Source organism: Cryobacterium sp. TMT2-15-1 (assembly GCF_004402345.1).
Lineage (GTDB): Bacteria > Actinomycetota > Actinomycetes > Actinomycetales > Microbacteriaceae > Cryobacterium > Cryobacterium sandaracinum.
This window is the reverse complement of the sequence record NZ_SOGD01000052.1, coordinates 34,421-57,635: the sequence shown is the minus strand read 5'-3', so window position 1 is coordinate 57,635 and position 23,215 is coordinate 34,421. Positions and strand designations below refer to the sequence as shown.

Sequence of the window (23,215 nt, the reverse complement as noted above, 5' to 3'; positions counted from 1 at the left end):
ACCCACCGTGGCGGAGCTCTCCGAGGCCTCGCAGATCCTGCCAGCCGATGTGATGCGCCTGCTGCGCTATGACAACGAGCCGATGTCCCTGCAGTCGCCGGTGGGCGACGGTCTCGGCGACATCTCCGAGCTGATCATCGACGACGACCTGCCCCAGCCCGAGGAGCACGCCGTGCTCACCATGCGGGCTTCGGACATCACTTTCTACATGAGCGCCCTGCCGCCGCGGGAGCGGTCGATCCTGATGTCCCGGTTCGGTCTCGACGGGGGCGCGCCCCAGACGCTGGACCAGATCGCCGTCGTTCAGGGCGTGACCCGGGAACGGGTGCGCCAGATCGAGAAGCGCGCGCTGGCCCTGCTGAAGGTGCCGTGCCTGGAACAGTACCTGCGCGACTGAACCTCGGCCGTACCCCCTGAACGGAGCGCAGCGGTGCTGCCGACTTCACGCTATTCTCATCACCAACTTTGTCATCGGGGGATATATGGGCAAGCTCACGTACAACTCGTCTCTGACAGCAGATTTCGACGACCGGGTCCTCGCCCATATCCAGGTCGTCATCGGAGCGAAGTTGCGACGCGGCGAGTGTTTCTATTTCACGTGGCGAGACGACCCCCAGGGCGGCGACGGCCGCAGCACGATCTGGCTGCATCCCGCGATACCCCTGGCCTACAAATATTTCGGCGGGCGCTCCCCCAGCCTCAACCGCGAATGGATCGAAGCCCTGATGCTTTCGGCCAATTCCTCCGGCGGCCTCCAGCTCGTGCCGGAACCACACCGACCCGCGACAGTATTGGTGAAGGACGAATCGTGATCCGAGTCGATATTGTCTACGGCGGCGCGCAGTACTCGCTAGGCGGCCGGTCGTTGGAGTCCATCCAGACCGAGGTTGAGACCGCGTTCCTGGCCGGGAAGCCCTACTGGTTGTGGGTGAACAGTGGCGGCGGGCGCTTCGAAGACGCCTACCTGCTGATCGCGCCGGGCATCCCCTTCGCAATTCTCAACGTCAAGCCGCACAACGGCCCGGACATCGATCTCGAGGTGGACGGGGCGTTCAACCAGGACGTGCTCTGACCTGACTGGCGTTCCCCGGGAGAGCCCCCGGCTGGCACACTGGGAACATGCTGCCACCACTTGCTGAGTTGCTCAGAACTGCCCGCGTCGTCGCCCTGCCTCTGGCGACGCGGTTTCGCGGACTCGACACCCGCGAGGCCCTGCTCGTGAAGGGACCGGAAGGCTGGGCGGAGTTCTCACCGTTCGCCGAATACGACGACGCGGAGGCGGCCACCTGGCTGCGGGCCGCCCTCGATTTCGGCTGGCAGGCCACGCCGCCCCTCCTCCGCGAGTGCATCCCCGTGAACGCGACGGTGCCGGCGGTCAGCGCCGACGAGGTCGCCGGTGTGCTCGCCCGGTTCCCCGGCTGCCGTACCGCCAAGGTGAAGGTCGCCGACCCCGGTCAGACCCTCGCCGACGACGTGGCACGCGTGCGCGAGGTTCGCCGTGTGCTCGGGCCGGAGGGGCGCATCCGTGTCGACGCGAACGGCCTGTGGAACGTCGATGAGGCGGAGCACGCCATCCACGCCCTCAACGAGTTCGACCTCGAATACGTGGAGCAGCCCTGCGCCACCATCGAGGAACTCGCCGAGATCCGCCGCCGCACCGGCTACCTCGACGTCGGCGTCGCCGCCGACGAAAGCGTACGCCGCGCGAAGGACCCGCTGCTGGTGGCCCGCACGGGCTCGGCCGACATCCTCGTGATCAAGGCCGCGCCGCTCGGCGGAATCCACGCCGCCCTGGAGCTGATCAACCAGACCGGGCTGCCCGCCGTGGTCTCAAGCGCCCTCGACACCTCGGTTGGCATCTCGATGGGCGCCCACCTGGCCGCCGCGATTCCGGAACTCAGCTTCGATTGCGGGCTCGGCACGGCCTCGCTCCTTGCCGCCGATGTCACTACCGACCCGCTGCTGCCGGTCGACGGCGGCATTCCGGTACGGCGGGTGACCCCCGACCCGCAGCTGCTGGAGCGTTACGCGGCCGCGGACGACCGGCGTGACTGGTGGCTGGCCCGCCTGACCCGCTGCTACGCGCTGCTCACCGACTGAACCAATTCGACGGAGATTCTGCGCAAAAAAAAGGGTTTTCGGCGTGTTTGGAGGCGATCCGGCCACAATCTCCGTCGAATTCGTCAGGGGCGAGGACCCGCTGGCCTAGAGGCCGGAGTAGGCGTGCAGGCCCTTGAAGAAGACGTTGACGATGCCGAAGTTGAACATGACGGCTGCAAAGCCGATGATCGACAGCCAGGCGGACCGTGATCCGCGCCAGCCACGGGTCGCCCGGGCGTGAATGTAGCCCGCGTAGAGGGTCCAGATGATGAACGTCCAGACCTCCTTGGTATCCCAGCCCCAGTAGCGACCCCAGGCCTGTTCGGCCCAGATCGAGCCGGCCATGAGGGTGAAGGTCCACAGGATGAAGCCGATGATGGTGACCCGATAGGCCAGGTTCTCCAGCGTGGCCGCCGACGGCAGGGTGGCCAGGAACCGCAGCTGACCGCTCTTCGCAGACGCGAGGAGCGACTCACGCCGGAACTGGAGGAGTTGCACGGTGGAGAGGGCGAACCCGAGTGCGAAGAAGCCCGTGCCCAGCGAGGCGACGAAGACGTGAATGACCAACCAAGCCGACTGCAGGGCCGGCGGCAGGGGCGCGACCTCGACGTAGAAGCGCAGCGCCGCGATGCCGAGAAGCACCAGCACCATGCCGGTGACGAAGGTGCCGAGGAAGCGCAGGTCGGCGCGGGTCAGCACGATCAGGAACACCGAGACGATCAGCAGGGTGCCCGTCATCGCGAACTCGTACATGTTCGCCCACGGGACGCGCTCGGCGGCCACGCCGCGGAGCACCGCCGACACCAGGTGGATCAGCCACGCCAGCACGGTGAGCGAGACGCCCACCCGCAGGCTGGCCGAGCGGCCGTAGGGGGTGACCGCGTCGTTCGCGATGCGAGCGCTGATGCGGGTGAGGGTGGTGGTTCCGCCCGCCGCGCCGGCCGTTTCCGCGCGCGCGAACTCGGCCCGCACCTGTGCGTCTGCTGCCGTGGCGGAGGTGACCGCCGCGGAGCGCCTGGCCAGGTCGAAGGAAAAGGCGATGAACGCGAGAGCGTAGACCGCCATGGCCGAGTAGAGGCTCAGAATGGAGAGCTCGTTAAGATTCACGATGACAGCCTATTTCTGTTCGGATGCCGGGGTGGCCGATTGGGAGGATAACAGCAGGTGCGTGTGCCGATCGGCGAGGTCGCTGACAGCGGATTCCAGGGTCGGGTCCTCACCCCGGGCTAGACCCGCGTATTCGAGGCGCAGGGAGCCGTCCTGCTCCGGCACGGCCTTCACCCAGACCCGCCGACGTGGCACGAACAGTGACGTCAGCAGGCCGAGCAGCGCCAGAACGGCGAAGGACAGCACCCAGAGCTGGGTGGGGTCGTGGTGGATGTCGAACGAGGCAAACCGCAGCACCGAACCGGAGAAGTCCCCGTTCTGCGCGCCCGGGTTGGCGTCGTCGAAGGTGACGGACCCGAGGCCGTTCGGCAGTTCCCGGGTCTCCCCCGGCTTCAACTCGATCGACTCCACGTCGGTCTTGCCGCCGGTGAGCTGGGTCATCTTGTCGATGTCGAGCGAGTAGACCGACGTCGGCACGCCCGCGTCGAGCCCCAGGTCTCCCGAGTAGACGTTGAGGGTCAGCAGCGGGTATTGCAGGTCCGGGTAGGAGGAGAAGAAAGCCCCCGAATCCGCGGTGGCCTGGGTCGGGTAGAAGAAGCCGATCATGCCGAGTTGCTCGGCGAGCCCGTCGGGAACCTTGATCACGCCGAGGGAGGTGAGGTTGGCATCCTGCGGCAGGAACGGCACGGAATCGGTGAAGACGACCACCCCATTCGGGTCCTTCACAGTGAGGGTGGGGGCGTAGCCGTTGCCGAGCAGGTAGACATCGGTGCCGCCGGTGCGGGCCGGGCCGTTCACCTTCACCTGGCTGGCCTCTGCGGCCTCGCCCCGCGGGGTAATGGTGACCTCTGCCGTGAAGTCGATCGGCTGGCCGTAGGCCTTGAGGTTCTTCTCCTCGTAGGTGACGTCGAAGTTGTCGAGGGTGAGTTTGTAGGGCGTGAGGCTGGTGTCGTTGAAGAACCGGCCGGGGTTGAACGAGTCGTAGGCCAGCAGGGTATTCACGAAGGTCTGCCCCTCGACCAGCACACGCTGGCCGCTGAACCCGAAGCCGCCACCGAAACCGACGGTGATCAGGATGCCGACCAGAGCGAAGTGGAAGACCAGGTTGCCGGTTTCACGCAGGTAGCCGCGTTCGGCCGAGACCGAGGTCTCCCCGCGATTCTCGAAGACGGCCGCCCGGTAGCCGCTGGTCTTCAGAAGCCTGCGGGCGGACTCGACGGCGGCCGGGGCATCCGTGCCGGCCGGAGCGATGCGCGTCGTGAAGCCGGCCAGCCGGGACAGGCGGACGGGGGTGCGCGGCGGCTTGGCCCGCAGCGCGAGGTAGTGGTGCTTGGTGCGCGGGATGACGCACCCGATCAGCGAGATGAACAGCAGTAGGTAGATGGCCGAGAACCACGCCGACGAGTAGACGTCGAACGCCTGAACCGTGTCGAGCAGCGGTGCGAGGTCCGGCTTGTCGGCGAAGTACTGGGTAACCCCGTTCGGGTCGGAGCTGCGCTGCGGCACCAGGGATCCCGGCACGGCGGCGATCGCGAGAAGCAGCAGAAGGAACAGCGCGGTGCGCATGTTCGTCAGCTGGCGCCAGAACCAGCGCAGCCAGCCCGCGAAGCCGAGGTGCGGTTGCACTATTCCCGCGGAGGCCGGGGCGTCGTAATGGTCAGATGGCCGGGACATAACTTCCGATCGTTCCTTGCAGGTCGAGGAGCCAGGCGTTCCACACGCCACTGACCATGAGCACGCCGATGAGAACGAGGAGAAGACCGCCGAACAGGTTGATAGCCCTGACGTGCCGTTTCAGGAAGGAAACGGCACCGGTCGCCCAGCTGAGGCCGAGCGCGATCAGGAGGAACGGGATGCCCAGCCCGAGCGCGTAGAACAGGGCCAGCAGCCCCCCCTCCCAGGGAGAGCCCGTGGTCAGGCTGAGGGAGTTGATGGCGGTGAGTGTGGGACCGGTGCAGGGGGTCCACCCCACGGCGAAGACCGCGCCGAGTACGGGCGCGCCAGCCAAGCCCATCCCCGGTTTCCAGGATGCCTTCACGCTGCGCTGCGCGAAACCGAACTGGCCGACGAACACCAGGCCGAGCAGGATTACCACGACGCCGGCGATGCGGGTGATCACATCGCGATACTGGTTCAGCCAGAACCCGGCCACCCCGAAGATGACACCGGTCAGCACGAAGACGAGGGTGAAGCCGAGGATGAACAGCAGGACCCCGAGCAGCAGCCGGTTGCGGCCCCGGCGGTCGCCGCGGGCGGCGGTCGAGCTGCCGTCGGTGAAGCCGCCGATGTAGGCCAGGTAGCCCGGTACGAGCGGGAGGATGCAGGGAGAGGCGAACGAGACCAGCCCGGCCAGCACGGCGATGGGGATTGCCAGGAAGAGTTGGCCGCTGAAGACGATCTCGCCGAAGGGGTTGTCCACGCCTACGAATCCTCGGCGATCGCGTCCCGCACAAGGGTCTCGAGGATCGACGGCTCCGAGACCGCGCCGAGGATCCGGGCCGCCACCCGGCCGGACCGGTCGAGCACCAGGGTGGTGGGCACGGCGTTGGGCGGGATGCTGCCGCTGAACGCGAGCTGCATGCTCCCGTTGTCGACGTCCATCACCGACGGGTACGTAATGCCGAAGCTCTCGTTGAACGCCGTGGCGTTCGCGGCCTGGTCCCGCACGTTGACGCCGACCCAGTGGGCGTCCGTGCCGGTGAATTCCTCGTTGAGTTTCTGCAGGGCCGGGGCTTCCGCCCGGCAGGGCGCGCAGCTGGCGTACCAGAAGTTGACCACGACGACTTTGCCGGCGTAGTCCTCGCTGGAGAGCCGGTCGCCGTTTTCGTCGGCGCCGCTCCAGGAGATGGGATCGCCGCGCTCGGCGGCCGGGATCTCGGTCCAGCTGCCGTCACCGGCGATGAAGCCCTTACTGCTGCCCTCGCGGTACTGTTCGGCGAGCGGGTCGACGGAACAGCCGGTCAGCAGTAGCGCCACGGCGATCAGAGCGCCGAGGTAGACGCGGGGACGGAAGCTCATACGGCCCCCACGTCAGTGGCGCCGGCCTGCAGCGACAGGGCAGGGTTGGCGTAACCGGTCTCGGCCAGGCGACCACCGGACCAGGACAGGGTGGTGATGCTCGACAGGTCGCAGCGGCGTTTGCGCGGGTCGTGGGGCAAAGGCTGCCGGGCCAGGGCACGGTGCACCATCCAAATCGGAAGCTGATGGCTGACGAGCACGACGTCCCCCTCGTCGACCGAGTTGCAGGCATCCTCGATCGCGGCGAGCATGCGCTTCGCGATCGAGTCGAACGGTTCGCCCCAGCTGGGGCGCAGCGGGTTGATCAGCGCGTGCCAGCTGCGGGGATCGCGCAGGGCCCCACCCACGCCCCGCATCCGTTTGCCCTCGAAGAAATTGGTCGGCTCGATGATGCGCGGGTCGATGTCGACCGGAAGGGTGAAAGCAGCCGCGATCGGAGCGGCCGACTCCTGCGCACGCTGCAGCGGTGAGGAGATGATGCGGGCGACGGGGCGCCCGCGCTCCACCAGATCGGCGGCAGCGGCCTCGGCCATCCGCGCCCCCAGATCGGAGAGGCGGAATCCGGGCAAGCGTCCGTACAGAACGCGCTCGGGATTGAAAACCTCACCGTGCCGCACGAGATGTACCTGTCTGGCTACCACTCTTCCAGTCTACGGAGGGGGCACCCGCGAATACGCCGAGAGCCGTGCGGCTAAACTTGACCGGTGACTGAGCGCATAGTGATCAAGAACCTGGCCGCCCTCGACAACGGACCCGTGACGGTGTCCGGGTGGGTCGACACCGTCCGAGACCAGAAGAAGGTGCAGTTCGTCGTGCTGCGCGACGAATCCGGCGCGGTGCAGCTTGTGAACCCGCGCACCACGGATGCCGACGGCATTGTCGTCGCCGACGAACCGGCCACCACCATTTCCACCCTGTCGCAGGGCAGCTTCGTCACCGTCACCGGTGAGCTCAAGCACGACGAGCGCGTCAAACTCGGCGGCATCGAAATCAAGCTCGCGACCCTCGAGGTCGTCACGGTCGCCATCCCCGAGACCCCGATCGCGGCCGACTCCAATCTGGACAAGCGCCTCGACTGGCGCTTCCTCGATCTGCGCCAGCCCAAGCAGAACCTGATCTTCCGCCTTCAGACCACGTTCGAGCACGCACTGCGCACGTACTGGATCGACAATGACTTCATCGAGCTGCACACCCCGAAGCTGATGGCCAGCGCGAGCGAGTCCCGCGCCGAGCTGTTCGAGGTGGAGTACTTCGATACCAAGGCCTACCTGGCGCAGAGCCCCCAGTTCTTCAAGCAGATGGCCCAGGCCGCCGGCTTCGGCAAAATCTTCGAGGTCGGACCAGCGTTCCGCGCCGACCCGTCGTTCACCAGCCGCCACTCCACCGAGTTCACCAGCGTCGACTCCGAGATCAGCTGGATCGACAGCCACGAAGACGTCATGCGGCTGCACGAAGAGCTGCTTGTCGCCGGATTCACGGCCGTCAAGGAGAAGCACGGCGACGAGGTCCTGGCCCTCTTCGGGGTCGAGGTCACCGTGCCCAGTACGCCGTTTCCGCGCATCCCGCTGGCCGAGGCCAAGGAGATCGTCAAGACCCGCGGCTACGAGGTCCCGCGCGAAGACGACGACATGGACCCCGAAGGCGAACGCCGGATCGCCGCCTACGTGCTCGAGACCTTCGGCCACGAGTTCGTCTTCCTCACCGACTACGCCTCAAGCATCCGGCCGTTCTACCACATGCGCCACGAAGGCGACGCGAGCATCACCAAGAGCTATGACCTGATCTTCAATGGCACCGAGATCTCCACTGGAGCGCAGCGCGAGCACCGCATCGACACTTTGGTCGAGCAGGCCAAGGAGAAGGGCGTCGACCCCGAGGAGATCGAGGGCTACCTCGACTTCTTCCGTTACGGCGTTCCGTCGCACGGCGGGTTCGGCATGGGCCTCGCGCGGGTACTCATGCTGATGCTGCACCAGGCCAGCATCCGCGAGGTCACCTACCTGTTCCGCGGCCCGACGCGCCTCGAGCCGTAGCCGAACGGTCAGACGACGACATCGACGGCCATCCTCGACGATACGACGGAACGGATGAAGGTTCCCGCCGCCTGGTGCGCGGGGTGGACCTGGTAGCGGTTGACGGCGTCCAGGTCGTCAAAGTCGGCGATCAGCACGACGTCCCAGTTGGTGCCGCCGGCGACGTCGAAATCCACCTGCAGGGAGCGGATCTCGTCGACGACGCCCACGAGCCCTTCCAGGCGGACCGCGATCCCGGCCGCGGCGGCGGCCTTCTGGGCCGGGTCGGCCGGGGCTAGTTGCCAGGAGACGATGTGCCGGATCATCGCACGGCCAAAAGCGCCGTGCGCAGCCGCAGTGGATCGATGCGCCAGTAATTGTGTACCTTGCCGTTGAGCAGGAGCACCGGGATGTCCTCGACGTACAGGGCGTGCAGCTCGGCGTCGTCGAGAATTGAACGCTCTTCGAGCACGATGTCGGGGGCGGACGGGTCGTCGGCGAGTTTGGTCACGACGCTGCCGACCAGATCCCGGGCGTCATCGCAGAGGTGACAACCGGGCTTGCCGATCAGGGTGAGGAGTGCAGTAGCCATTGCTCCAGCCTATGCTGGCTCGCCGACGCAACACGCAACTAGACTTGACCGCACACATGTCCGAAGACACCATCGCCCCCGCAATCGCGTTCTTCGACGTGGACAACACCCTCCTGCGCGGCGCCAGCCTGTACCACCTCGGAGTGGGTGCCTGGCGGCGGCGACTGGTCACCGGCCGCGACCTGCTCTCCTTCGCCTGGAAGCAGGCCCGATTCCTCTACGTCGGCGAAAACAGGATGCACCTCGCGAGCATCCGGGAGCGCGCGCTGGAAGTGGTCGTCGGCTACAGCCGGGACGAACTCGTCGCGCTCAGCACGGAGATCTTCGACGCCCGCCTCTTGCCGCGACTCTGGCCGGAAACGGTCGCCGTCGCCCGTGCGCACCTCAAGGCCGGACGCGAGGTCTGGCTCGTCTCCGCAACCGCCCAAGAGGTGGCCGACGTCATCGCCGAACGACTAGGCCTCACGGGCGCGGTCGGCACCCGGCTCGAGGCCGTCGACGGAATCTTCACCGGCCGCCTCACCGAGGGAGTCTGCCACGGTGCCAGCAAGGCCGTCGCCGCCAACGCCCAGGCAGAGCGCAGCGGCGTCAACCTGGCCGACTGCTGGGCCTACTCCGACTCCCATAACGACATTCCGTTGCTGGACCTGGTCGGCAATCCGGTGGTCGTGAATCCGGATGCCACCCTTCGCCGCTATGCCGCGGCCCGCCACTGGCCGGTGATGATCCTCAAGCGCCGAAGCATCAAGGCCGCCACCCGGACAAGCAAAAAGCGCTAGACCCCAAGGGCCTAGCGCTTACGCCGGTAGTTATTACGAACGGTTCAGAACCGTCTACTTCTTATTGCGACGCTGGTGGCGAGTCTTACGAAGAAGCTTGCGGTGCTTCTTCTTCGCCATACGCTTGCGTCGCTTCTTGATTACAGAACCCACACGGACCTCACAAAAGAATTGGTTTCGCCGCGGGATTCGCGACAGACACGGTAAATAGTAGTCTACCGGAAAAAGAACACTCTCCAACGCGGTGGTCGCATTCGTGCGTTCACACGCCGCCAACTAGTCGATTTTCCGCCACTTTCGGGGCTTGGCATCTTTGACCGCATGCGCCATTTGGTATGACGTCTCCGCGAACGCCTTTCCGATGGCGGCAGCAAATGCCCGCTGTTCCACCTTCAAGCCCTCGGTCTCCTCGGTCAGCTCCTCGACGGTGGCGTCGAAGTCGACACTGAGGAAGGGGATCAACCAGTCTTCGATCTCCTCGAGCGGAGCGTAGTCCAGGTGGTAATACCGGTGCTGACCGGCTTCTCTCACGCCCACAAGGCCCGCTTCACGCAGCACCTTCAGGTGCTTCGAGATGGTCGGCTGGCTGAGGCCGAGCTTGTCGACGATGTCAGACACGCTCAGCTCTCCACCGGTCGCGTTCGACTGGTTGTATCGCTCGAGGAGAATGCGTAGAATTTCGCGTCGGGTCGGATCCGCCACTACGCCGAAGATGTCTGCCATTCCCCAAGGCTAGTCATTCCCGGTGGGGATACCATGACGACAGCCGTTCGCGGCGGGCGAGTCGGAGGTTTCAGTGCAGACACGGGTGGCGGATTCCGCCTTTGCGCCGCGTCCCACGAGTTGGTATGCCTGGGTCCGGGACTCAGTGGACGGCCTCGTTCGCCGCTCGCCGTCCCGCTTCGCCATCCTCGTGTTCACGGCGCTGGTCATGGTGTTCACGCTGCTGTTCTCCCTGCCGATCGCATCCGCAGACCGCACGATCACGCCCCTGCACGACGCCCTCTTCACGGCGGTTTCGGTGATCTGCGTGACCGGCCTCGCGACGGTGGACATGGCGACGCACTGGTCCTCCTTCGGCAACGTCCTAGTTGTGGTCGGCGTCAATATCGGCGGCGTGGGCGTTCTGACCCTTGCCTCCCTGATGGGAATGGTGATCTCCCGGCGCCTGGGCCTGCGTGCCCGGCTGATGGCCGCCAGCGACACGAATCCCTCCCGAATCCACGCCGGACCGGTCAACGAGGGACAGGCCATTCGCCTGGGCGAGGTCGGCAACCTCCTCGTGACGGTCGCGATCAGCGCCTTCGTGATTGAGCTGATCGTGACCGCACTGCTCTTCCCGCGGATCCTGGCTGTCGGGACACCCACCGGCGAGGCTCTCTGGCAGAGCGTGTACTACTCCGCCATGGCGTTCACCAACAGCGGCTTCTCGCCCAACGTCGGAGGCCTCACGCCGTTCGCCAACGACTACTGGTTCCTCAGCGCCCTGATGCTGGGAGCCTTCCTCGGCAGCCTGGGCTTCCCGGTGATCTACGCCCTCGCCCGGGGCTGGTACCGCCCCAGGCGCTGGTCGCTGCACGTGAAACTGACCCTCTTCACGACGGTGGCGCTGCTCGTGGCCGGCGTCGCCGTGTACATCGTGCTCGAGTTCGACAACCCGAAGACGTTCGGTTCCCTGAACGTGGGCGACACGATCTTCCAGTCGCTCTTCATGTCGATGATGACCCGGTCCGGCGGCTTCGCGACCATCACCGTCAGCGACCTGCACGGGTCGAGCCTGCTCGTGACGGACATGCTGATGTTCATCGGCGGCGGGTCCGCGTCCACCGCCGGGGGCATCAAGGTGACGACCCTGGCCATCCTCTTCCTGGCGGCCGTCGCCGAGGCCAGTGGACGAAGCGAGATGGAGGCGTTCGGCCGCCGGATCCCCAGTGACATCCTGCGGCTCGCCGTCAGCGTGGTGCTGTGGGGTGCCACGACCGTGGCCGTGTCCAGCATTCTGATCCTGCAGATCTCCCAGGCGCCGTTGGACCTGGTGCTCTTTGACGTGATCTCCGCGTTCGCCACCTGCGGCCTGTCGACCGGGCTGACCGGCGATCTGCCTCCCGCCGGGGTGTACGTGCTGGCGGCGACCATGTTCATGGGCAGAATTGGTACAGTGACACTCGCGGCTGCCCTCGCCGCGAGCCAGAGCAGGCAGCTGTTCTCACGTCCGGAAGAGAGGCCCATCGTTGGCTGATCGCTTCAAACACGACGCACCGGTGCTCGTGATCGGCCTCGGCCGCTTCGGCGCGGCCACCGCGGGTCAGCTCGACCGTCTCGGCCGGGATGTGCTCGCCGTCGACGACAGCGCTTCCCTCGTGCAGAAATGGTCCGAGCGCGTCACGCACGCGGTGCAGGCCGACGCCACCTCCATCGAAGCGCTCCGCCAGATCGGCGCCCAGGACTTCTCGATCGCCGTCTGCGCCGTCGGTTCGTCCGTCGAGGCCAGTGTGCTGATCGCGGCGAACCTGGTCGACCTCGGGATCCCCCAGATCTGGGCGAAGGCGATCTCCAAGTCGCACGGCACGATCCTTGAGCGCATCGGCGTGAACCACGTCGTCTTCCCGGAGGCGGAGGCCGGCGAGCGCCTGGCGCATCTCGTGTCGGGACGACTGCTCGACTTCATCGAGTTCGACGACGACTTCGCCCTGGTCAAGATGATCCCGCCGAAGCCGATCCGGGGCCTGAACCTGACCGAATCCGGGCTGCGCCGCAAGTACAACGTCACCGTGGTCGGCGTGAAGAGCCCGGGCCGCCCCTTCACCTACGCCACCGAGAAGTCGGTCGTCACTGACCAAGACCTCATCATCGTCTCCGGCACCGAGTCCGACATCGAGCGGTTCGCGTCCCTGGAGTTCTAGGCGCCGGTGAGTTCTAGTGGCCGGCGAGTTCGCGGGCCCGGGCGAGTGCGGCATCCGTCGCCCGGTCGAACAGGTCCTTGATCCCACCCTTTTCCAGCTCCCACACGGCACGCTCGGTGGTGCCGCTCGGGCTTGTGACCTGGAGGCGCAGCTCCGTCGGGGACAGGTCGGATGCCGCCAGCAGGCTCGTCGCACCGAGGAAGGTGCCGTTCACCATGACCGCGGCCTCCTCCGGGGTGAAGCCCTTGGCGATCGCCGTGGCGGTGAGCTGCTCGATCAGGTAGAAAACGTAGGCCGGACCTGATCCGGAGATGGTGCTGAGGGCATCGAGCTTCTCCTCCGGCACGACCAGGACGTCGCCGACGGTGCCGAAGAGTTTCTTCGCGAGCTCGAGATCGGTGTCGCTGGACCGCGTGCCGGCGCTCAGCCCGGTGACGGCCTTGCCGACGAGGGCCGGCGTGTTCGGCATCGAGCGGATGACCGACACGGATTCGGGCAGCGACCCCTCGAACGTCGCAATGGTGACGCCGGCGGCGACACTGATGACGAGCGTGCCCGGTTCGAGACTGTCGGCGATCTCGGCCAGCAGGTCGAGGACCATGACGGGCTTCACGGCGACGATCACGATGCGCGCGCCGGCGACGGCCTTGCGGTTGGCCGTGGGCTCGTCGGCGGTGGCCCAGGCGGTGACGCCGGGGATTCCTGCGAGTTCGTCGGCCTTCGCCGTGGAGCGGTTGGTTGCCCGGATGCCGCCCTCAACGGTCACATTAGGGTTCAGCAGCCCGGTCAGAACGGCCCTCGCCATCGATCCGGCGCCGAGGAACGCGATGGCGGGCAGTGTGGTGGTTGCAGTCGAAGTCATCCGACGAGTCTACTTTCGCCCCCTGTGCCGGGTCCGTCTGGCGTGCGTTCTAGGATTGCCCCATGAGCACTTCGGGCGGGAACAAGGCAATCGTGGCGGCACTCCTCCCCAATCTGGGGATCGCGATCACGAAATTCGTGGCCTGGGCATTCTCCGGTTCTTCCTCGATGCTCGCCGAGGGCATGCACTCCCTGGCCGACTCCGGAAATCAGGTGCTTCTGCTCATCGGCGGTCGCAAGGCCAAGCAGGAAGCCGACAAGGAGCATCCGTTCGGCTACGGCCGGGAACGCTACGTCTACGCGTTCGTGGTGTCGATCATCCTGTACTCCGTCGGCGGCGTCTTCTCTCTTTACGAGGGTGTGCGGAAGCTGCAGGACCCGCACCCGCTCGACGTGCCGTGGCTGCCCATCGTGGTGCTGCTGGTCGCCATGGGCCTCGAGTCCTTCTCACTTCGCACCGCCATCCGGGAATCGAACCATGTGCGCGGCAACCAAAGCTGGGTACAGTTCGTGCGGCACGCGAAGGCGCCCGAGCTGCCCGTCGTGCTGCTCGAAGACGTCGCCGCCCTCGCCGGCCTGGTCTTCGCCTTCCTCGGCGTCGGCCTCACCATCATCACCGGCGAGCCCGTCTGGGATGCCATCGGCACCCTGTTCATCGGCATACTGCTCGTCCTGGTCGCCGTGGTCCTCGGCGTAGAGACCAAGAGCCTCCTCGTCGGCGAAGGCGCCGGTAAGAAGGATGCCGCGGCCATCCAGCGTGCCATCCTGGCCGGCCCGGAGACGCGCAAGATCATCCACCTCAAGACCCTGTACCTCGGCCCGGACGAACTGCTCGTCGCCGCCAAGATCGCCTTCGAGGCCGACAGCCATTTCTCCGAGGTGGCGGCGGGCATCAACACCGTCGAAACCCGCATCCGCGAGGCCGTGCCGGCGGCCCGCGTCATCTACCTCGAGCCGGACCTGTTCTTCGACGCCAACCGCCGCGCGCCGCCCACCGACACCATCGTCATCAAAGGCACCGAGTGACCCGCACCGCGGTCGTCCTGCGCCACGATGACACGATCCACCTCGGCAACCTCGAACCGGTGCTGCGGGAGCACGGTTACTCCATTCGCTACGTCGACACGCTCCGGGAGGACGTGCGCGCCCTCGACCCGCGGGAAGCCGACCTGCTGGTCGTTCTCGGCGGCGAGATGGGAGTCTACGAGGCCGACGAGTTCCCCACGCTGCACGCCGAGATCGAGCTGCTCACGCAGCGGCTCGGCGCCTCTTTGCCCGTCTTCGGCGTGTGCCTGGGTGCGCAGCTGATGGCGAACGCTCTGGGCTCCCGCGTCTACCGTGGGCCGACGAACGAGATCGGCTACCGCTCCGTGGAGCCCACGGAGGCCGGGGCGACCTCCCCGCTGCGACACGTCAGCGGCGTCCCCGTCTTCCAATGGCATAGCGACACGTTCGACCTGCCCGACGGGGTGACACGGCTCGCCGGGTCCCCCCAGTACGGCAATGAGGCCTTCGGGATCGGAGACTGGGCGCTGGCCGTGCAGTTCCACCCGGAGGTCACCGAGGAGATGCACGAGGTGTGGCTGGAGGCCTCGGAGGCTGAGGTGTCCGCCGAGGGCTTCGACGTGGGCGACCTGCGCCGCGAACGCGAACGTTACTCCAACGGCATGCAGAGCGCTTCCCGGTCCATGTTCAGCGAATGGCTCGACGGGCTGGGTCCGCGAAGAACGCCCTGAGCAGTTCCCCACATTCGTCAGCGTCGACCTCGGCGTAGACCTCAGCGCGGTGATTGAGCCGGCGGTCACGCAGCACGTCATAGACCGATCCGGAGGCGCCCGCCTTCTCGTCCCACGCGCCGAAAACCACGACCGGCACCCGTGCGGCCAGGATCGCGCCCGCACACATCACGCAGGGCTCCAACGTCACCACCAGGGTGCAGCCGGTCAGGTGCCAGTCCCCCAGGGCCGCGGCAGCGTGACGGATGGCGACGATCTCGGCGTGGCCGGTGGGATCCTGCAGCGCTTCGCGCTCATTGCGTCCGCGGCCGATCACACGGCCGGACGGGTCCAGCACCACCGCACCGACGGGCACATCCCCCGTTTCGAGGGCAGCACGGGCCTCGCAGAGCGCGAGCCGCATCCATTCGCTGTGCCGGCGATCGACCTCGCCCATCTACGCTCCCTTCCCCGACTAGTAGATTGAGCCTATGCGAGTCCACGTAGCCGACCACCCCCTGATCACCCACAAACTCACGGTACTCCGAGACAAGAACACGCCGTCGCCGATCTTCCGGTCACTTGTCGAAGAGCTGATGACCCTCCTCGCCTATGAGGGGACCCGCGGCGTGCGAGTCGAGGACGTGACCGTGCAGACCCCGGTCTCCGAGGCCCGCGGCGTGCAGATCAGCGACCCCAAGCCGCTCGTCGTGCCGATCCTCCGCGCCGGCCTGGGCATGCTCGAGGGCATGGTCAAGCTGCTACCGACGGCAGAGGTCGGCTTCCTCGGCATGGCCCGCAACGAGGAGACCCTTCAGCCCACCACCTACGCGGAGCGCCTGCCCGACGACCTCTCCGACCGCCAGTGCTTCGTGCTCGACCCGATGCTCGCCACGGGCGGTTCGCTGATCGCAGCCATCCAGTTCCTCTTCGACCGCGGCGCCGTCGATGTCACGGCCATCTGCATCCTCGCCGCGCCTGAGGGGCTCGCCGCGGTCGAGGAGGCCCTCGAGGGCCGCGAAGTGACCATCGTTCTCGGTGCCGTCGACGACAAGCTTGACGAGCACGGATACATCGTTCCCGGCCTCGGTGACGCCGGCGACCGCCTCTACGGAGTGGTCTAGCCCAAGCGAGCATCAATTCCGCGGGGCGGCGGACATTGCAGGTCCTGCGACATGCCCTGCGCCGTTGCCCCGCATATTCAAGAATCTTTGATCGAATTCAATTTGATCATGGATACTTTCATGGTTTCGCGATCAGCCATGGATCCTCCGATCCACCGCGGAGCCACCGAACGTGATGCGTGTCACACGGCGTCATCCTCGGTTACAGAATTGACACACGCCGTAACAGTGGGCTTTACTCGCAACTATGACAACGAGCGCACGCCCCCAGACCTCCTCCGAGGCCCCCGGGACTGCCGGCATGATGATGCCCGGCAGCTGCTGCGCGTGTTGCCGAATGTCCCGCTAGGCAGCGAACACCTCGCCGAGTTCCCGCCCCGCTGACTTCACGCGGCCGGCTGGTCGAACTTTGGAGCCCCTCTGGCTCCCTCCAGGCCTCTCACCGGCCGAATTTTTTCGAACCTGGAACCGCTCCTCAGCGTCGGGTTCACCTGCACTACCCCAGCCAAGGATCACTCTCATGTCGCTTGCCCACATTGACACCGCCCGCTCGGCCCAGGCCGCACGCCTCGAACGCCACGCCGCACCGACGCCCGCCGCACCGCGCATCCGCGCCGTGCCCGAGGGCACGCAGGCCCGTGGCTTCGTTTTCTACGTCGGCATCGACGAGGCCACGGCCGCCGCGGCCGGGACCAGCCTGAGCCGCATCGTCGAAGCGCTCAAAGCCCTCACCGGAACCATCGCGCCGACGGCGGAGACTCATGCCGCGGTCGCACTGGCGCCCGCCGGAGCCGGCGGACGCGACGTCGACGTCGTGCGCCTCGCCCTGCAGGACCCGACTGCGCTGGCCCGGCACCGCACTTTGGCGGACGACCCCGACCGCGCACTCGGCGGCGTCGTGGTGGACATCTCCCGCAAGCGGGTCATCCTCGACGGCGAGACCGCGGCGCTCACCTACAAGGAATTCGAGCTGCTGCAGTACCTAGTGCTCCGCGAAGGCCGCACCATCGAGCGTGCCGAACTGATCGCCAAGCTGTGGAACGCCTCCGACGAGGAAGACGCGCCGAATGAGCGCACCATCGACGTGCACGTGCGTCGCCTGCGCGCCAAGCTCGGCCGCTACGAAGACATCGTGCGCACCGTGCGCGGGGTCGGCTACCGCTTCGACCGGCACGCTGATGTGTCGATCCGCCAATCGAGCACGCCGAGTCCGGACGTCTTCTAACGTCCAGCTTCCCGCTGTCTGATTCCCCCGGCCACGGGCGCTGAGGGTTCGCCGATCGGGGTTTCCGGGGCCATGCAGCGACTCGCCTCGAACGGATTCGACGGAGATTCTGGCCAAATCGTCTTCGCAATACTCCGAAAAGCAGTTTCAGACCAGAATCTCCGTCGAATTGGTCCAACACCGGGCACGGCGCTCTGCCTGGGATGAACAGCATCCACAAATTGCGGTCGGTTCTGGCCTTCCGGGAGCGACGCTGCAAAACAATTCGACGGCGATGGCGTGACAGAGGGCCGGTCGTAGTAGCTACGACCAGCCCTCTTCCCTTGCACCAAGAGTGTCCTGCAATCACATTTCGCGTCTTCCGCCACAGCAAACGGTTGACGCACTTCGAATATATAACGAACGCGTAACGAAGCGCCACTTGTTTGTCATTCTTTTTTTTGTACAAATCCCCACGAGTGGAGGAGGCGGCCCGATGCCGAGTCCCTATTCTTGGAGATCAAGGATGTGTGGAGGCAGCGTGACCGATCGAGCCGTGGCCGTGGCCGCCTGGGAATCACTGTTTCGTGCCCAGGTTGCCATTATGCGCAGCCTGGCCGCCGATTTTCCGGCGCATAACATCTCGTTCAACGAGTACGACGTGATGTTCAACCTGTCCCGGGCCGCCGGCCGGCGCCTGCGGCTCCGCGATTTGAATCGGCAGGTGCTGCTGACCCAGCCGAGCGTGAGCCGTCTGGTCGACCGGCTGGCCGCGCGGGGCTATGTGCGGAAGCACACCGACCCTACTGACGGCCGCGGCGCCCTGATCGAACTGACGGATGCCGGCTTCGACCTGTTCCGCCGGGTCGCTGTCCAGCACATGGGCACCATCACCGACCGCATCGGCGACACGCTCGGCACCGACGAGCTCCTGCAGCTCACCGCCCTCTGCGATCGCCTGCATGGCGCGGACTGACCTGCGCCGCCCAGGTTGCGCCGCCTTGACGGAACCCGGCGCGCCGCCTCTCTCTGCCCTGTGCAGGGCGCGCGAGCGGGCGTACGGTAATCCGCGAGGAGGTGATTCCTATGCATGCAGCGCAGGGAGACCGGGTCGTCATCCGAGGAAAAGACGGTGGAAGTACCGGACCGGCACGGTGACATCGTGGAGGTTCGCGGGCTTGACGGCGAACCTCCCTACCTCGTGCGGTTCAGCGAAGGCCATGAGAGCATCCTGTTCCCCGGCACGGACTTCATGATCGAGCACATCGAACCTCGCAGCACAGGATGCCGGAGGGTGCGGCACACGCATTTGGCAAGGTCAAGGGCGTACTGCGCCGACATCACCTGAGTCAACTTCGAAACACGCGTTGCAGATCGTGGCGGGTATGGGATCAGGAGCTTCAGCCATGTGAATCACGTGTCCTTTTTGCCACTCGATAGCTCGCCTGACGCCGAACCTGGCGCACGCCGCGCACCGCGCCCTGCCCGTCTACGTGCTGACCTGCTTCGGCTGTGATCGCACCAATATGCGCCGCGAGTCGGCGCATCTGCCTCGGCCGGACCTGGCCGTTCGCTGATCCGGCGGCCGTCACTCCTCGATCAGCGGGCGTCGAGGCGGCCGATCAGCTTGTAGGTCGCTGTCATGGCGCCGCCGAGCACGGCCGGTATACCGCCGCCGGGGTGCACCGATGCCCCCACCCGCCACAGCCACGGGCGTGCCCGGCTGGTGTACCCGGGGCGATGGAAAGGCCCGCTCTGCCAGAGCGGGTTGGTGGCGCCGTAGAGCGCACCCCCGGTGGAGCCCCAGCCAGCGAAGTACCGCGGATCAAGCACGACGTGATCACGGAACAGCTCGCTGATCGGCCGGTCCAGGCCCACGGCGGCGCTGACCCGCGCGACCTCACGCGCCACCCACGGGCTGTCAAGGTCATAGCGGTGGCCGTCAGCGGGCGCGGTGAGGAGCACCGCCACTGTGGCCCTGTCGTTGGCATAGACCTCGTGCGGCCGGTAATAGTTCAGGAAGGCCATCGTCTGCTCGGGCACAGCCCCGGCATCGAGACTGCGGTGCAGGGCGGCCGGGTCGTCGGGCAACACGACGGAATGCGTGGCGGTGCCTTCCGGCAACGAGGTCTCAAGCACGGCATAGATGGCCACGCCGGAGCAGGACAGCTTCCGTGGCCGGACCGGCGGCACGCCGAGCAGCCCGTCGAGCACCCCACGGTCGAGCCCGCTCACGATCACGTCGGCCGGATGCGTCGCCGTGGCCGTGGTCACGAGCCCTTTCGACACGGCTGTGACGGGCTCGCTAATGCGCACGACCGCGCCGGCGTTCAACGCGAGCCGGTGCAATGCGAGCGGCAGCTCGTTCACACCGCCCTCGGGAACCCACACGCCGTCCCTGGCCATGATCGCCGGCATGCTCGCGTACAGTGCGAGGGTCCGCCGGGGAGAGACACCGGCATTGAGGGTGTGGATGGCGATAACCTCACGCAGGCCTTCGGGCATCCAGCTCAGGCCGTCGAGAAAGCTGCGCGTGGTCAGTCGGGTGCCGTAGAGCCGAAACACGTTGCGTACGGCCGGCAGCGATGCCGGATCGGCCGGGTCGGCGGTCAGCATGCTCGTGAGTTGAGGCCCGAGGCCACCGTGTTCTTTTTCGAACCGGGTCCAGGCCTCGTGCCACGGGTGACCGGCGGGCACCGGCAGGACGGCGTCCGCTCCCCGGTAGAAGTACCGGCCCACCTCAGGCAGTCTCCGCAACGTCACCGCGGCCACCGCGGCGGCTTCGGCGGGAACAGAGCGGCGGGCGCCGAGCGCGTCGTAGCGGGCCAGCAGTTCCTCCCAGACCAGAGGGAAGGTGACCAGCGCCGGTCCGGTGTCCACGTGCTGCCCGTCGATTTCGAGTCGTCGGCTCTTGCCACCGATCCAGTCGGAGCCCTCCAGCACCGTCACCGAATGGCCGGCGCGGGCCAGCAGCGCGGCGGCCGTGAGCCCGCCGACTCCCGCGCCGAGCACGACGATGCGCTGCGGGGTCAGGTTCGTCTTCCTGCGGGACCGTGTCATAGGAGCTCCTTGAGCAAAAAAACTGCCACGAGCTGGGCCCCGGCGACGGAACCTGCGACGTAGGGGAACGCAATCGAGTAGCGGTACATTCGGCGGGCCGTCATCGGCGTGGGGCTGCGCCCCAGCGACCCCACCAGCCAGCCGGCGATGAGCGCATTCACCACGGCGACCGGCCAGTTGATCAGCGCAAAACCCACGGTGGACAGGGCCCACCACGCGCCGCTCCACACCACGGCGCCGCGCGCGCCGAGATGAACGGCAGTGGTTCGAATTCCGGCTGCACGGTCCTCGTCGATGTCCTGCACCGCGTCGTAGGTGTGCTTGGCCACACTCCACGCCATCAGTCCGATCGCCGTCGCCCAGACCGGTGACTCGCCGAGGGCGAGAGGCACGAAGACCAGCGGGAAAGCGTAGGCGGCGTTACTGAGCGAGTCGAGGTAGCGCCGGGCTTTGAAACGCAGCGGGGGTGCCGAGTAGAAGATGAAGATCACGATGTACGCGGCGATCCAGGCGAGCGCCGCCGCCGGCAACGTAGCGAGGAAATACGCCACGAAAGGCGCGTTGGTCAGCACGACTCCGAGCACGATGGCGCGGGTTTCCGAGCCGACGATGCGGGCCCCCTCGAGGCCACCCTTGCGGGCGTTCCGGGCATCCGTTTCTTGGTCGAAAATGTCGTTCACACCGTAGATCAGCAAGTTGAACGGCAGCGTCACCCAGAGGAGCAGCGGAACAATCTCCCACCGCCACAAATCCCCGACCAGCCACATGGCGATGACCGTGGTTCCGATGGTGTTGATCCAGAGCACCGGTCGGGAGATCTGAACCAGGCGGGTGAGCACTTTCTCACTCTATCGCTGCGAGAGACCGCGTTTTTTCGGGTGCCGACGCCCGTGAATTTCGGACAAACAGGAAACCCCCGCAATCTGCTGAATGCGGGGGTCAAGATGTGCGCCCGAAGGGATTCGAACCCCCAACCTTCTGATCTGGAGTCATGATTTTCGCAACTATTCAGCAATCATCAGTAATCGTCGTTTCTAAAGACTGAACTGGACTTTTCGTTCTTTGGATATTATTGGTTTGGACTCGTCCGCGTGCGGCAAAGTGGCGAACGCAAAGTGGCGAATTGGTAGGTGGAATCTTCCGGCCAGGCCTACGCGCCGTGATCGACTCGACACATAGCTCGCTATAGCGCCGAGCGTAACTTCAGGGTCACTATGCAGTTCCCCAAGCTGGTCCTGTTAACGTCGACTGCTGGAATTCGCCCATGACGGCGATCACGGCGACGGTCCAGATGTTCTTCAGTGACCGTCTGGCCAAACAGCGCCAGGCCAGCGGCCACACCGTCGCCGCCTACCGCGACACGCCGCGGCTGCTGTTCGCCTTCGTCCAGTCCACGACGAAGAAGCTGCCCTCGCACCTGGACTGGTCGGATCTCGACCAGGGCATGATCAGCGCGTTCCTGGACCATCTGGAGACCAAGCGGCACAACAGCGCCCGCACACGCAATGCCCGCCTGGGCGCGCTGCGGTCGCTGTTCCGGTACGCCGCGCTGCAGCATCCCGAACACGCCGACGTGATCGTCCGTGTGCTGGCGATTCCGCCGAAGAGGTTCGACAAAGCAACGGTGTCCTACCTCACCGCCGCGGCGGTCGACGCACTGCTGGCCGCGCCGGACCTAACCACCTGGGAGGGCCGGCGCGACCACGCCTGGCTGATGCTCTGCGTCCAGACCGGGTTGCGGGTGTCGGAGCTGACCGGGTTGAACTGCGCCGACATCGCCTGCGGCACCGGCGCAAACGTCCGCTGCCACGGGAAGGGCCGCAAAGACCGCGCCATCCCGCTCACCGCAGCAACAGCGGCGGCGATCCGTCACTGGCTGCGCGAGAGGGCTGGACTGCCGACCGATCCGCTGTTCTGCACCCGCACCGGTCGACGACTCACCCGTGATGCGATCGAGCACAGACTGGCCGCCCACCACTCCACAGCCGCCCTAGCATGCGGCACATTGCAGTCGAAGAAGCTGTCCCCGAACACGCTGCGGCACACCACGGCGATGACGTTGCTGCACGCGGGAGTGGACACCACCGTCATCGCGCTTTGGCTGGGCCACGCCGACACCCGGTCCACGGATCCCTACATCCATGCCGACATTACGATCAAGGAACGCGCGCTGGCCAAAACCACCTCGGTGTCGTCGCCGCCCGGCCGATACCGTCCCGCGGACAGCCTGCTCGCGTTCCTCGAAGGACTGTGATTATGCCGACCTTCACGCAGCCGACCGCAGGCCACAGCCTTGGAAAAACCTGGGCTCAGGGATCGCCGCCCCACCCACATCGACATAATCACGAAGTTAGCATAAGTCGATTTATGCAGACATCCGCAAAAGTCGACGAACTGGGCTACCTTCCGCTGCCCGCCGAGGCCGCGTTAGCATTGTTCCAAGTCAGTAACCAGCGCTACCTGAAAACGTCGATCGTGATCACCACGAACCGGCCCGTCGGCGCCTAGGGCGAGATCCTGGGCGACACCACCGTCACCGCCGCGATGCTCGACCGACTCCTGCACCGATCCGTCGTCGTCACCCTCGACGGCGGCTCCCACCGGCTCCGCAACCACGCCGCCTAATCCAACGAGCTGCGCCGCGTGACAACGAGCACTAACTTCAGCTAATGCAACCCCGCGACCTGGGGAGCTTCGATGAGCAGGACTGCGGAAGTTCGCAGAGCGAAGTCACCGGGGA

28 protein-coding genes and 1 pseudogene are annotated in these 23,215 nt (G+C 66.2%); 16 read left to right on the top strand and 13 right to left on the bottom strand.

Annotated features, from left to right (window positions below; all coding sequences use genetic code 11):
- The 4 genes from E3O62_RS14320 to E3O62_RS14305 form a co-directional block, all read left to right on the top strand.
- Positions 1-397: sigma factor-like helix-turn-helix DNA-binding protein (locus tag E3O62_RS14320; protein WP_304990577.1), on the top strand; the 397-nt coding region annotated here is incomplete at its 5' end.
- Between the two features lie 85 nt (positions 398-482).
- A complete protein-coding gene (locus E3O62_RS14315; RefSeq protein WP_134395424.1) occupies positions 483-812 on the top strand; it encodes an ATP-dependent DNA ligase in 330 nt (109 codons plus the stop codon).
- Entirely contained in the window at positions 809-1,072 is a 264-nt protein-coding gene (locus E3O62_RS14310; RefSeq protein WP_134395423.1) for a hypothetical protein, read from the top strand. The genes E3O62_RS14315 and E3O62_RS14310 overlap by 4 nt, the downstream gene beginning before the upstream one ends.
- A 47-nt stretch (positions 1,073-1,119) precedes the next feature.
- Positions 1,120-2,100, top strand: a complete 981-nt coding sequence (locus E3O62_RS14305) for an o-succinylbenzoate synthase (protein WP_134395422.1) — start codon at positions 1,120-1,122, stop codon at positions 2,098-2,100.
- A 105-nt stretch (positions 2,101-2,205) separates the two neighbouring features.
- On the opposite strand, the gene ccsB is transcribed toward E3O62_RS14305, so the two are convergent.
- The 5 genes from ccsB to E3O62_RS14280 are packed head-to-tail and all read right to left on the bottom strand — an operon-like array spanning position 2,206 to position 6,866.
- A complete protein-coding gene (gene ccsB / locus E3O62_RS14300; protein WP_134398943.1) occupies positions 2,206-3,165 on the bottom strand; it encodes a c-type cytochrome biogenesis protein CcsB in 960 nt (319 codons plus the stop codon).
- A 51-nt stretch (positions 3,166-3,216) separates the two neighbouring features.
- Positions 3,217-4,881: a cytochrome c biogenesis protein ResB gene (locus E3O62_RS14295; RefSeq protein WP_134398938.1), complete on the bottom strand. Its 1,665-nt coding sequence runs from the start codon at positions 4,879-4,881 to the stop codon at positions 3,217-3,219.
- Entirely contained in the window at positions 4,865-5,626 is a 762-nt protein-coding gene (locus E3O62_RS14290; RefSeq protein ID WP_134395420.1) for a cytochrome c biogenesis CcdA family protein, read from the bottom strand. Before E3O62_RS14290 ends, E3O62_RS14295 begins: the two co-directional genes overlap by 17 nt.
- A 2-nt stretch (positions 5,627-5,628) precedes the next feature.
- Positions 5,629-6,225: a TlpA disulfide reductase family protein gene (locus tag E3O62_RS14285; RefSeq protein WP_134398937.1), complete on the bottom strand. Its 597-nt coding sequence runs from the start codon at positions 6,223-6,225 to the stop codon at positions 5,629-5,631.
- Positions 6,222-6,866, bottom strand: a complete 645-nt coding sequence (locus tag E3O62_RS14280; protein WP_134398936.1) for a histidine phosphatase family protein — start codon at positions 6,864-6,866, stop codon at positions 6,222-6,224. Before E3O62_RS14280 ends, E3O62_RS14285 begins: the two co-directional genes overlap by 4 nt.
- A gap of 78 nt (positions 6,867-6,944) precedes the next feature.
- Between E3O62_RS14280 and aspS the strand changes: the two genes are divergently transcribed.
- Entirely contained in the window at positions 6,945-8,258 is a 1,314-nt protein-coding gene (aspS, locus tag E3O62_RS14275; protein ID WP_134398942.1) for an aspartate--tRNA(Asn) ligase, read from the top strand.
- A gap of 8 nt (positions 8,259-8,266) precedes the next feature.
- Here aspS and E3O62_RS14270 read toward each other — a convergent pair whose 3' ends face one another.
- Both E3O62_RS14270 and E3O62_RS14265 read right to left on the bottom strand, forming a co-directional pair.
- On the bottom strand, positions 8,267-8,563 hold the full coding sequence (locus E3O62_RS14270) for a Dabb family protein (RefSeq protein WP_134395417.1): 297 nt from the start codon (positions 8,561-8,563) through the stop codon (positions 8,267-8,269).
- Complete coding sequence (locus E3O62_RS14265; protein WP_104170479.1) at positions 8,560-8,829, bottom strand: glutaredoxin family protein; 270 nt, start codon at positions 8,827-8,829, stop codon at positions 8,560-8,562. Before E3O62_RS14265 ends, E3O62_RS14270 begins: the two co-directional genes overlap by 4 nt.
- Before the next feature lie 56 nt (positions 8,830-8,885).
- Between E3O62_RS14265 and E3O62_RS14260 the strand changes: the two genes are divergently transcribed.
- Complete coding sequence (locus E3O62_RS14260) at positions 8,886-9,608, top strand: HAD family phosphatase (RefSeq protein ID WP_134398935.1); 723 nt, start codon at positions 8,886-8,888, stop codon at positions 9,606-9,608.
- 54 nt (positions 9,609-9,662) lie between these two features.
- On the opposite strand, the gene E3O62_RS14255 is transcribed toward E3O62_RS14260, so the two are convergent.
- Complete coding sequence (locus tag E3O62_RS14255) at positions 9,663-9,761, bottom strand: 30S ribosomal protein bS22 (protein ID WP_003792170.1); 99 nt, start codon at positions 9,759-9,761, stop codon at positions 9,663-9,665.
- A gap of 123 nt (positions 9,762-9,884) precedes the next feature.
- Positions 9,885-10,331, bottom strand: a complete 447-nt coding sequence (locus E3O62_RS14250; protein ID WP_134395415.1) for a helix-turn-helix transcriptional regulator — start codon at positions 10,329-10,331, stop codon at positions 9,885-9,887.
- 145 nt (positions 10,332-10,476) lie between these two features.
- Here E3O62_RS14250 and E3O62_RS14245 point away from each other — a divergent pair, with 145 nt between their 5' ends.
- Positions 10,477-11,847: a TrkH family potassium uptake protein gene (locus E3O62_RS14245; RefSeq protein WP_241973518.1), complete on the top strand. Its 1,371-nt coding sequence runs from the start codon at positions 10,477-10,479 to the stop codon at positions 11,845-11,847.
- Positions 11,840-12,511 carry a TrkA family potassium uptake protein gene (locus tag E3O62_RS14240; RefSeq protein ID WP_134395414.1) on the top strand — a complete coding sequence of 224 codons (672 nt, stop codon included), beginning with the start codon at positions 11,840-11,842 and terminating at the stop codon, positions 12,509-12,511. The genes E3O62_RS14245 and E3O62_RS14240 overlap by 8 nt, the downstream gene beginning before the upstream one ends.
- Positions 12,512-12,524: 13 nt before the next feature.
- Here the strand turns inward: E3O62_RS14240 and proC are convergent, their stop codons facing one another.
- A complete protein-coding gene (gene proC / locus E3O62_RS14235) occupies positions 12,525-13,373 on the bottom strand; it encodes a pyrroline-5-carboxylate reductase (RefSeq protein ID WP_134395413.1) in 849 nt (282 codons plus the stop codon).
- A 62-nt stretch (positions 13,374-13,435) separates the two neighbouring features.
- On the opposite strand from proC, the gene E3O62_RS14230 reads away from it, so the two are divergent.
- Both E3O62_RS14230 and E3O62_RS14225 read left to right on the top strand, forming a co-directional pair.
- Positions 13,436-14,398 (top strand): cation diffusion facilitator family transporter, encoded by a 963-nt coding sequence (locus E3O62_RS14230; protein ID WP_134398934.1) that lies wholly within the window; start codon positions 13,436-13,438, stop codon positions 14,396-14,398.
- A complete protein-coding gene (locus tag E3O62_RS14225; protein ID WP_134395411.1) occupies positions 14,395-15,108 on the top strand; it encodes a glutamine amidotransferase in 714 nt (237 codons plus the stop codon). Before E3O62_RS14230 ends, E3O62_RS14225 begins: the two co-directional genes overlap by 4 nt.
- On the opposite strand, the gene tadA is transcribed toward E3O62_RS14225, so the two are convergent.
- The gene (gene tadA, locus E3O62_RS14220; RefSeq protein ID WP_134395410.1) at positions 15,065-15,544 is read right to left on the bottom strand and encodes a tRNA adenosine(34) deaminase TadA; all 480 of its coding nucleotides are present in this window, start codon (positions 15,542-15,544) and stop codon (positions 15,065-15,067) included. The genes E3O62_RS14225 and tadA overlap by 44 nt on opposite strands.
- Before the next feature lie 34 nt (positions 15,545-15,578).
- Here tadA and upp point away from each other — a divergent pair, with 34 nt between their 5' ends.
- The 4 genes from upp to E3O62_RS14200 all read left to right on the top strand — a co-directional run bounded on the left by upp (position 15,579) and on the right by E3O62_RS14200 (position 18,763).
- Positions 15,579-16,211 carry a uracil phosphoribosyltransferase gene (upp, locus tag E3O62_RS14215; RefSeq protein ID WP_134395409.1) on the top strand — a complete coding sequence of 211 codons (633 nt, stop codon included), beginning with the start codon at positions 15,579-15,581 and terminating at the stop codon, positions 16,209-16,211.
- Between the two features lie 520 nt (positions 16,212-16,731).
- The gene (locus E3O62_RS14210; protein ID WP_134398933.1) at positions 16,732-17,436 is read left to right on the top strand and encodes a winged helix-turn-helix domain-containing protein; all 705 of its coding nucleotides are present in this window, start codon (positions 16,732-16,734) and stop codon (positions 17,434-17,436) included.
- Between the two features lie 505 nt (positions 17,437-17,941).
- Entirely contained in the window at positions 17,942-18,391 is a 450-nt protein-coding gene (locus E3O62_RS14205) for a MarR family winged helix-turn-helix transcriptional regulator (protein ID WP_134395407.1), read from the top strand.
- 114 nt (positions 18,392-18,505) lie between these two features.
- Positions 18,506-18,763, top strand: coding sequence for a DUF1918 domain-containing protein (locus E3O62_RS14200; RefSeq protein ID WP_241973517.1), 258 nt, complete (start codon positions 18,506-18,508; stop codon positions 18,761-18,763).
- A 251-nt stretch (positions 18,764-19,014) separates the two neighbouring features.
- Here the strand turns inward: E3O62_RS14200 and E3O62_RS14195 are convergent, their stop codons facing one another.
- The gene (locus tag E3O62_RS14195) at positions 19,015-20,475 is read right to left on the bottom strand and encodes an NAD(P)/FAD-dependent oxidoreductase (protein ID WP_134395406.1); all 1,461 of its coding nucleotides are present in this window, start codon (positions 20,473-20,475) and stop codon (positions 19,015-19,017) included.
- Positions 20,472-21,314 (bottom strand): UbiA family prenyltransferase, encoded by an 843-nt coding sequence (locus E3O62_RS14190; protein WP_134398932.1) that lies wholly within the window; start codon positions 21,312-21,314, stop codon positions 20,472-20,474. Before E3O62_RS14190 ends, E3O62_RS14195 begins: the two co-directional genes overlap by 4 nt.
- Positions 21,315-21,739: 425 nt before the next feature.
- Here E3O62_RS14190 and E3O62_RS14185 point away from each other — a divergent pair, with 425 nt between their 5' ends.
- Together E3O62_RS14185 and E3O62_RS14180 are read left to right on the top strand one after the other, a co-directional pair.
- Entirely contained in the window at positions 21,740-22,729 is a 990-nt protein-coding gene (locus tag E3O62_RS14185) for a tyrosine-type recombinase/integrase (protein ID WP_134398931.1), read from the top strand.
- A gap of 2 nt (positions 22,730-22,731) precedes the next feature.
- A pseudogene (locus tag E3O62_RS14180) lies at positions 22,732-23,100 on the top strand (ATP-binding protein).
- Positions 23,101-23,215: the final 115 nt, after the last annotated feature.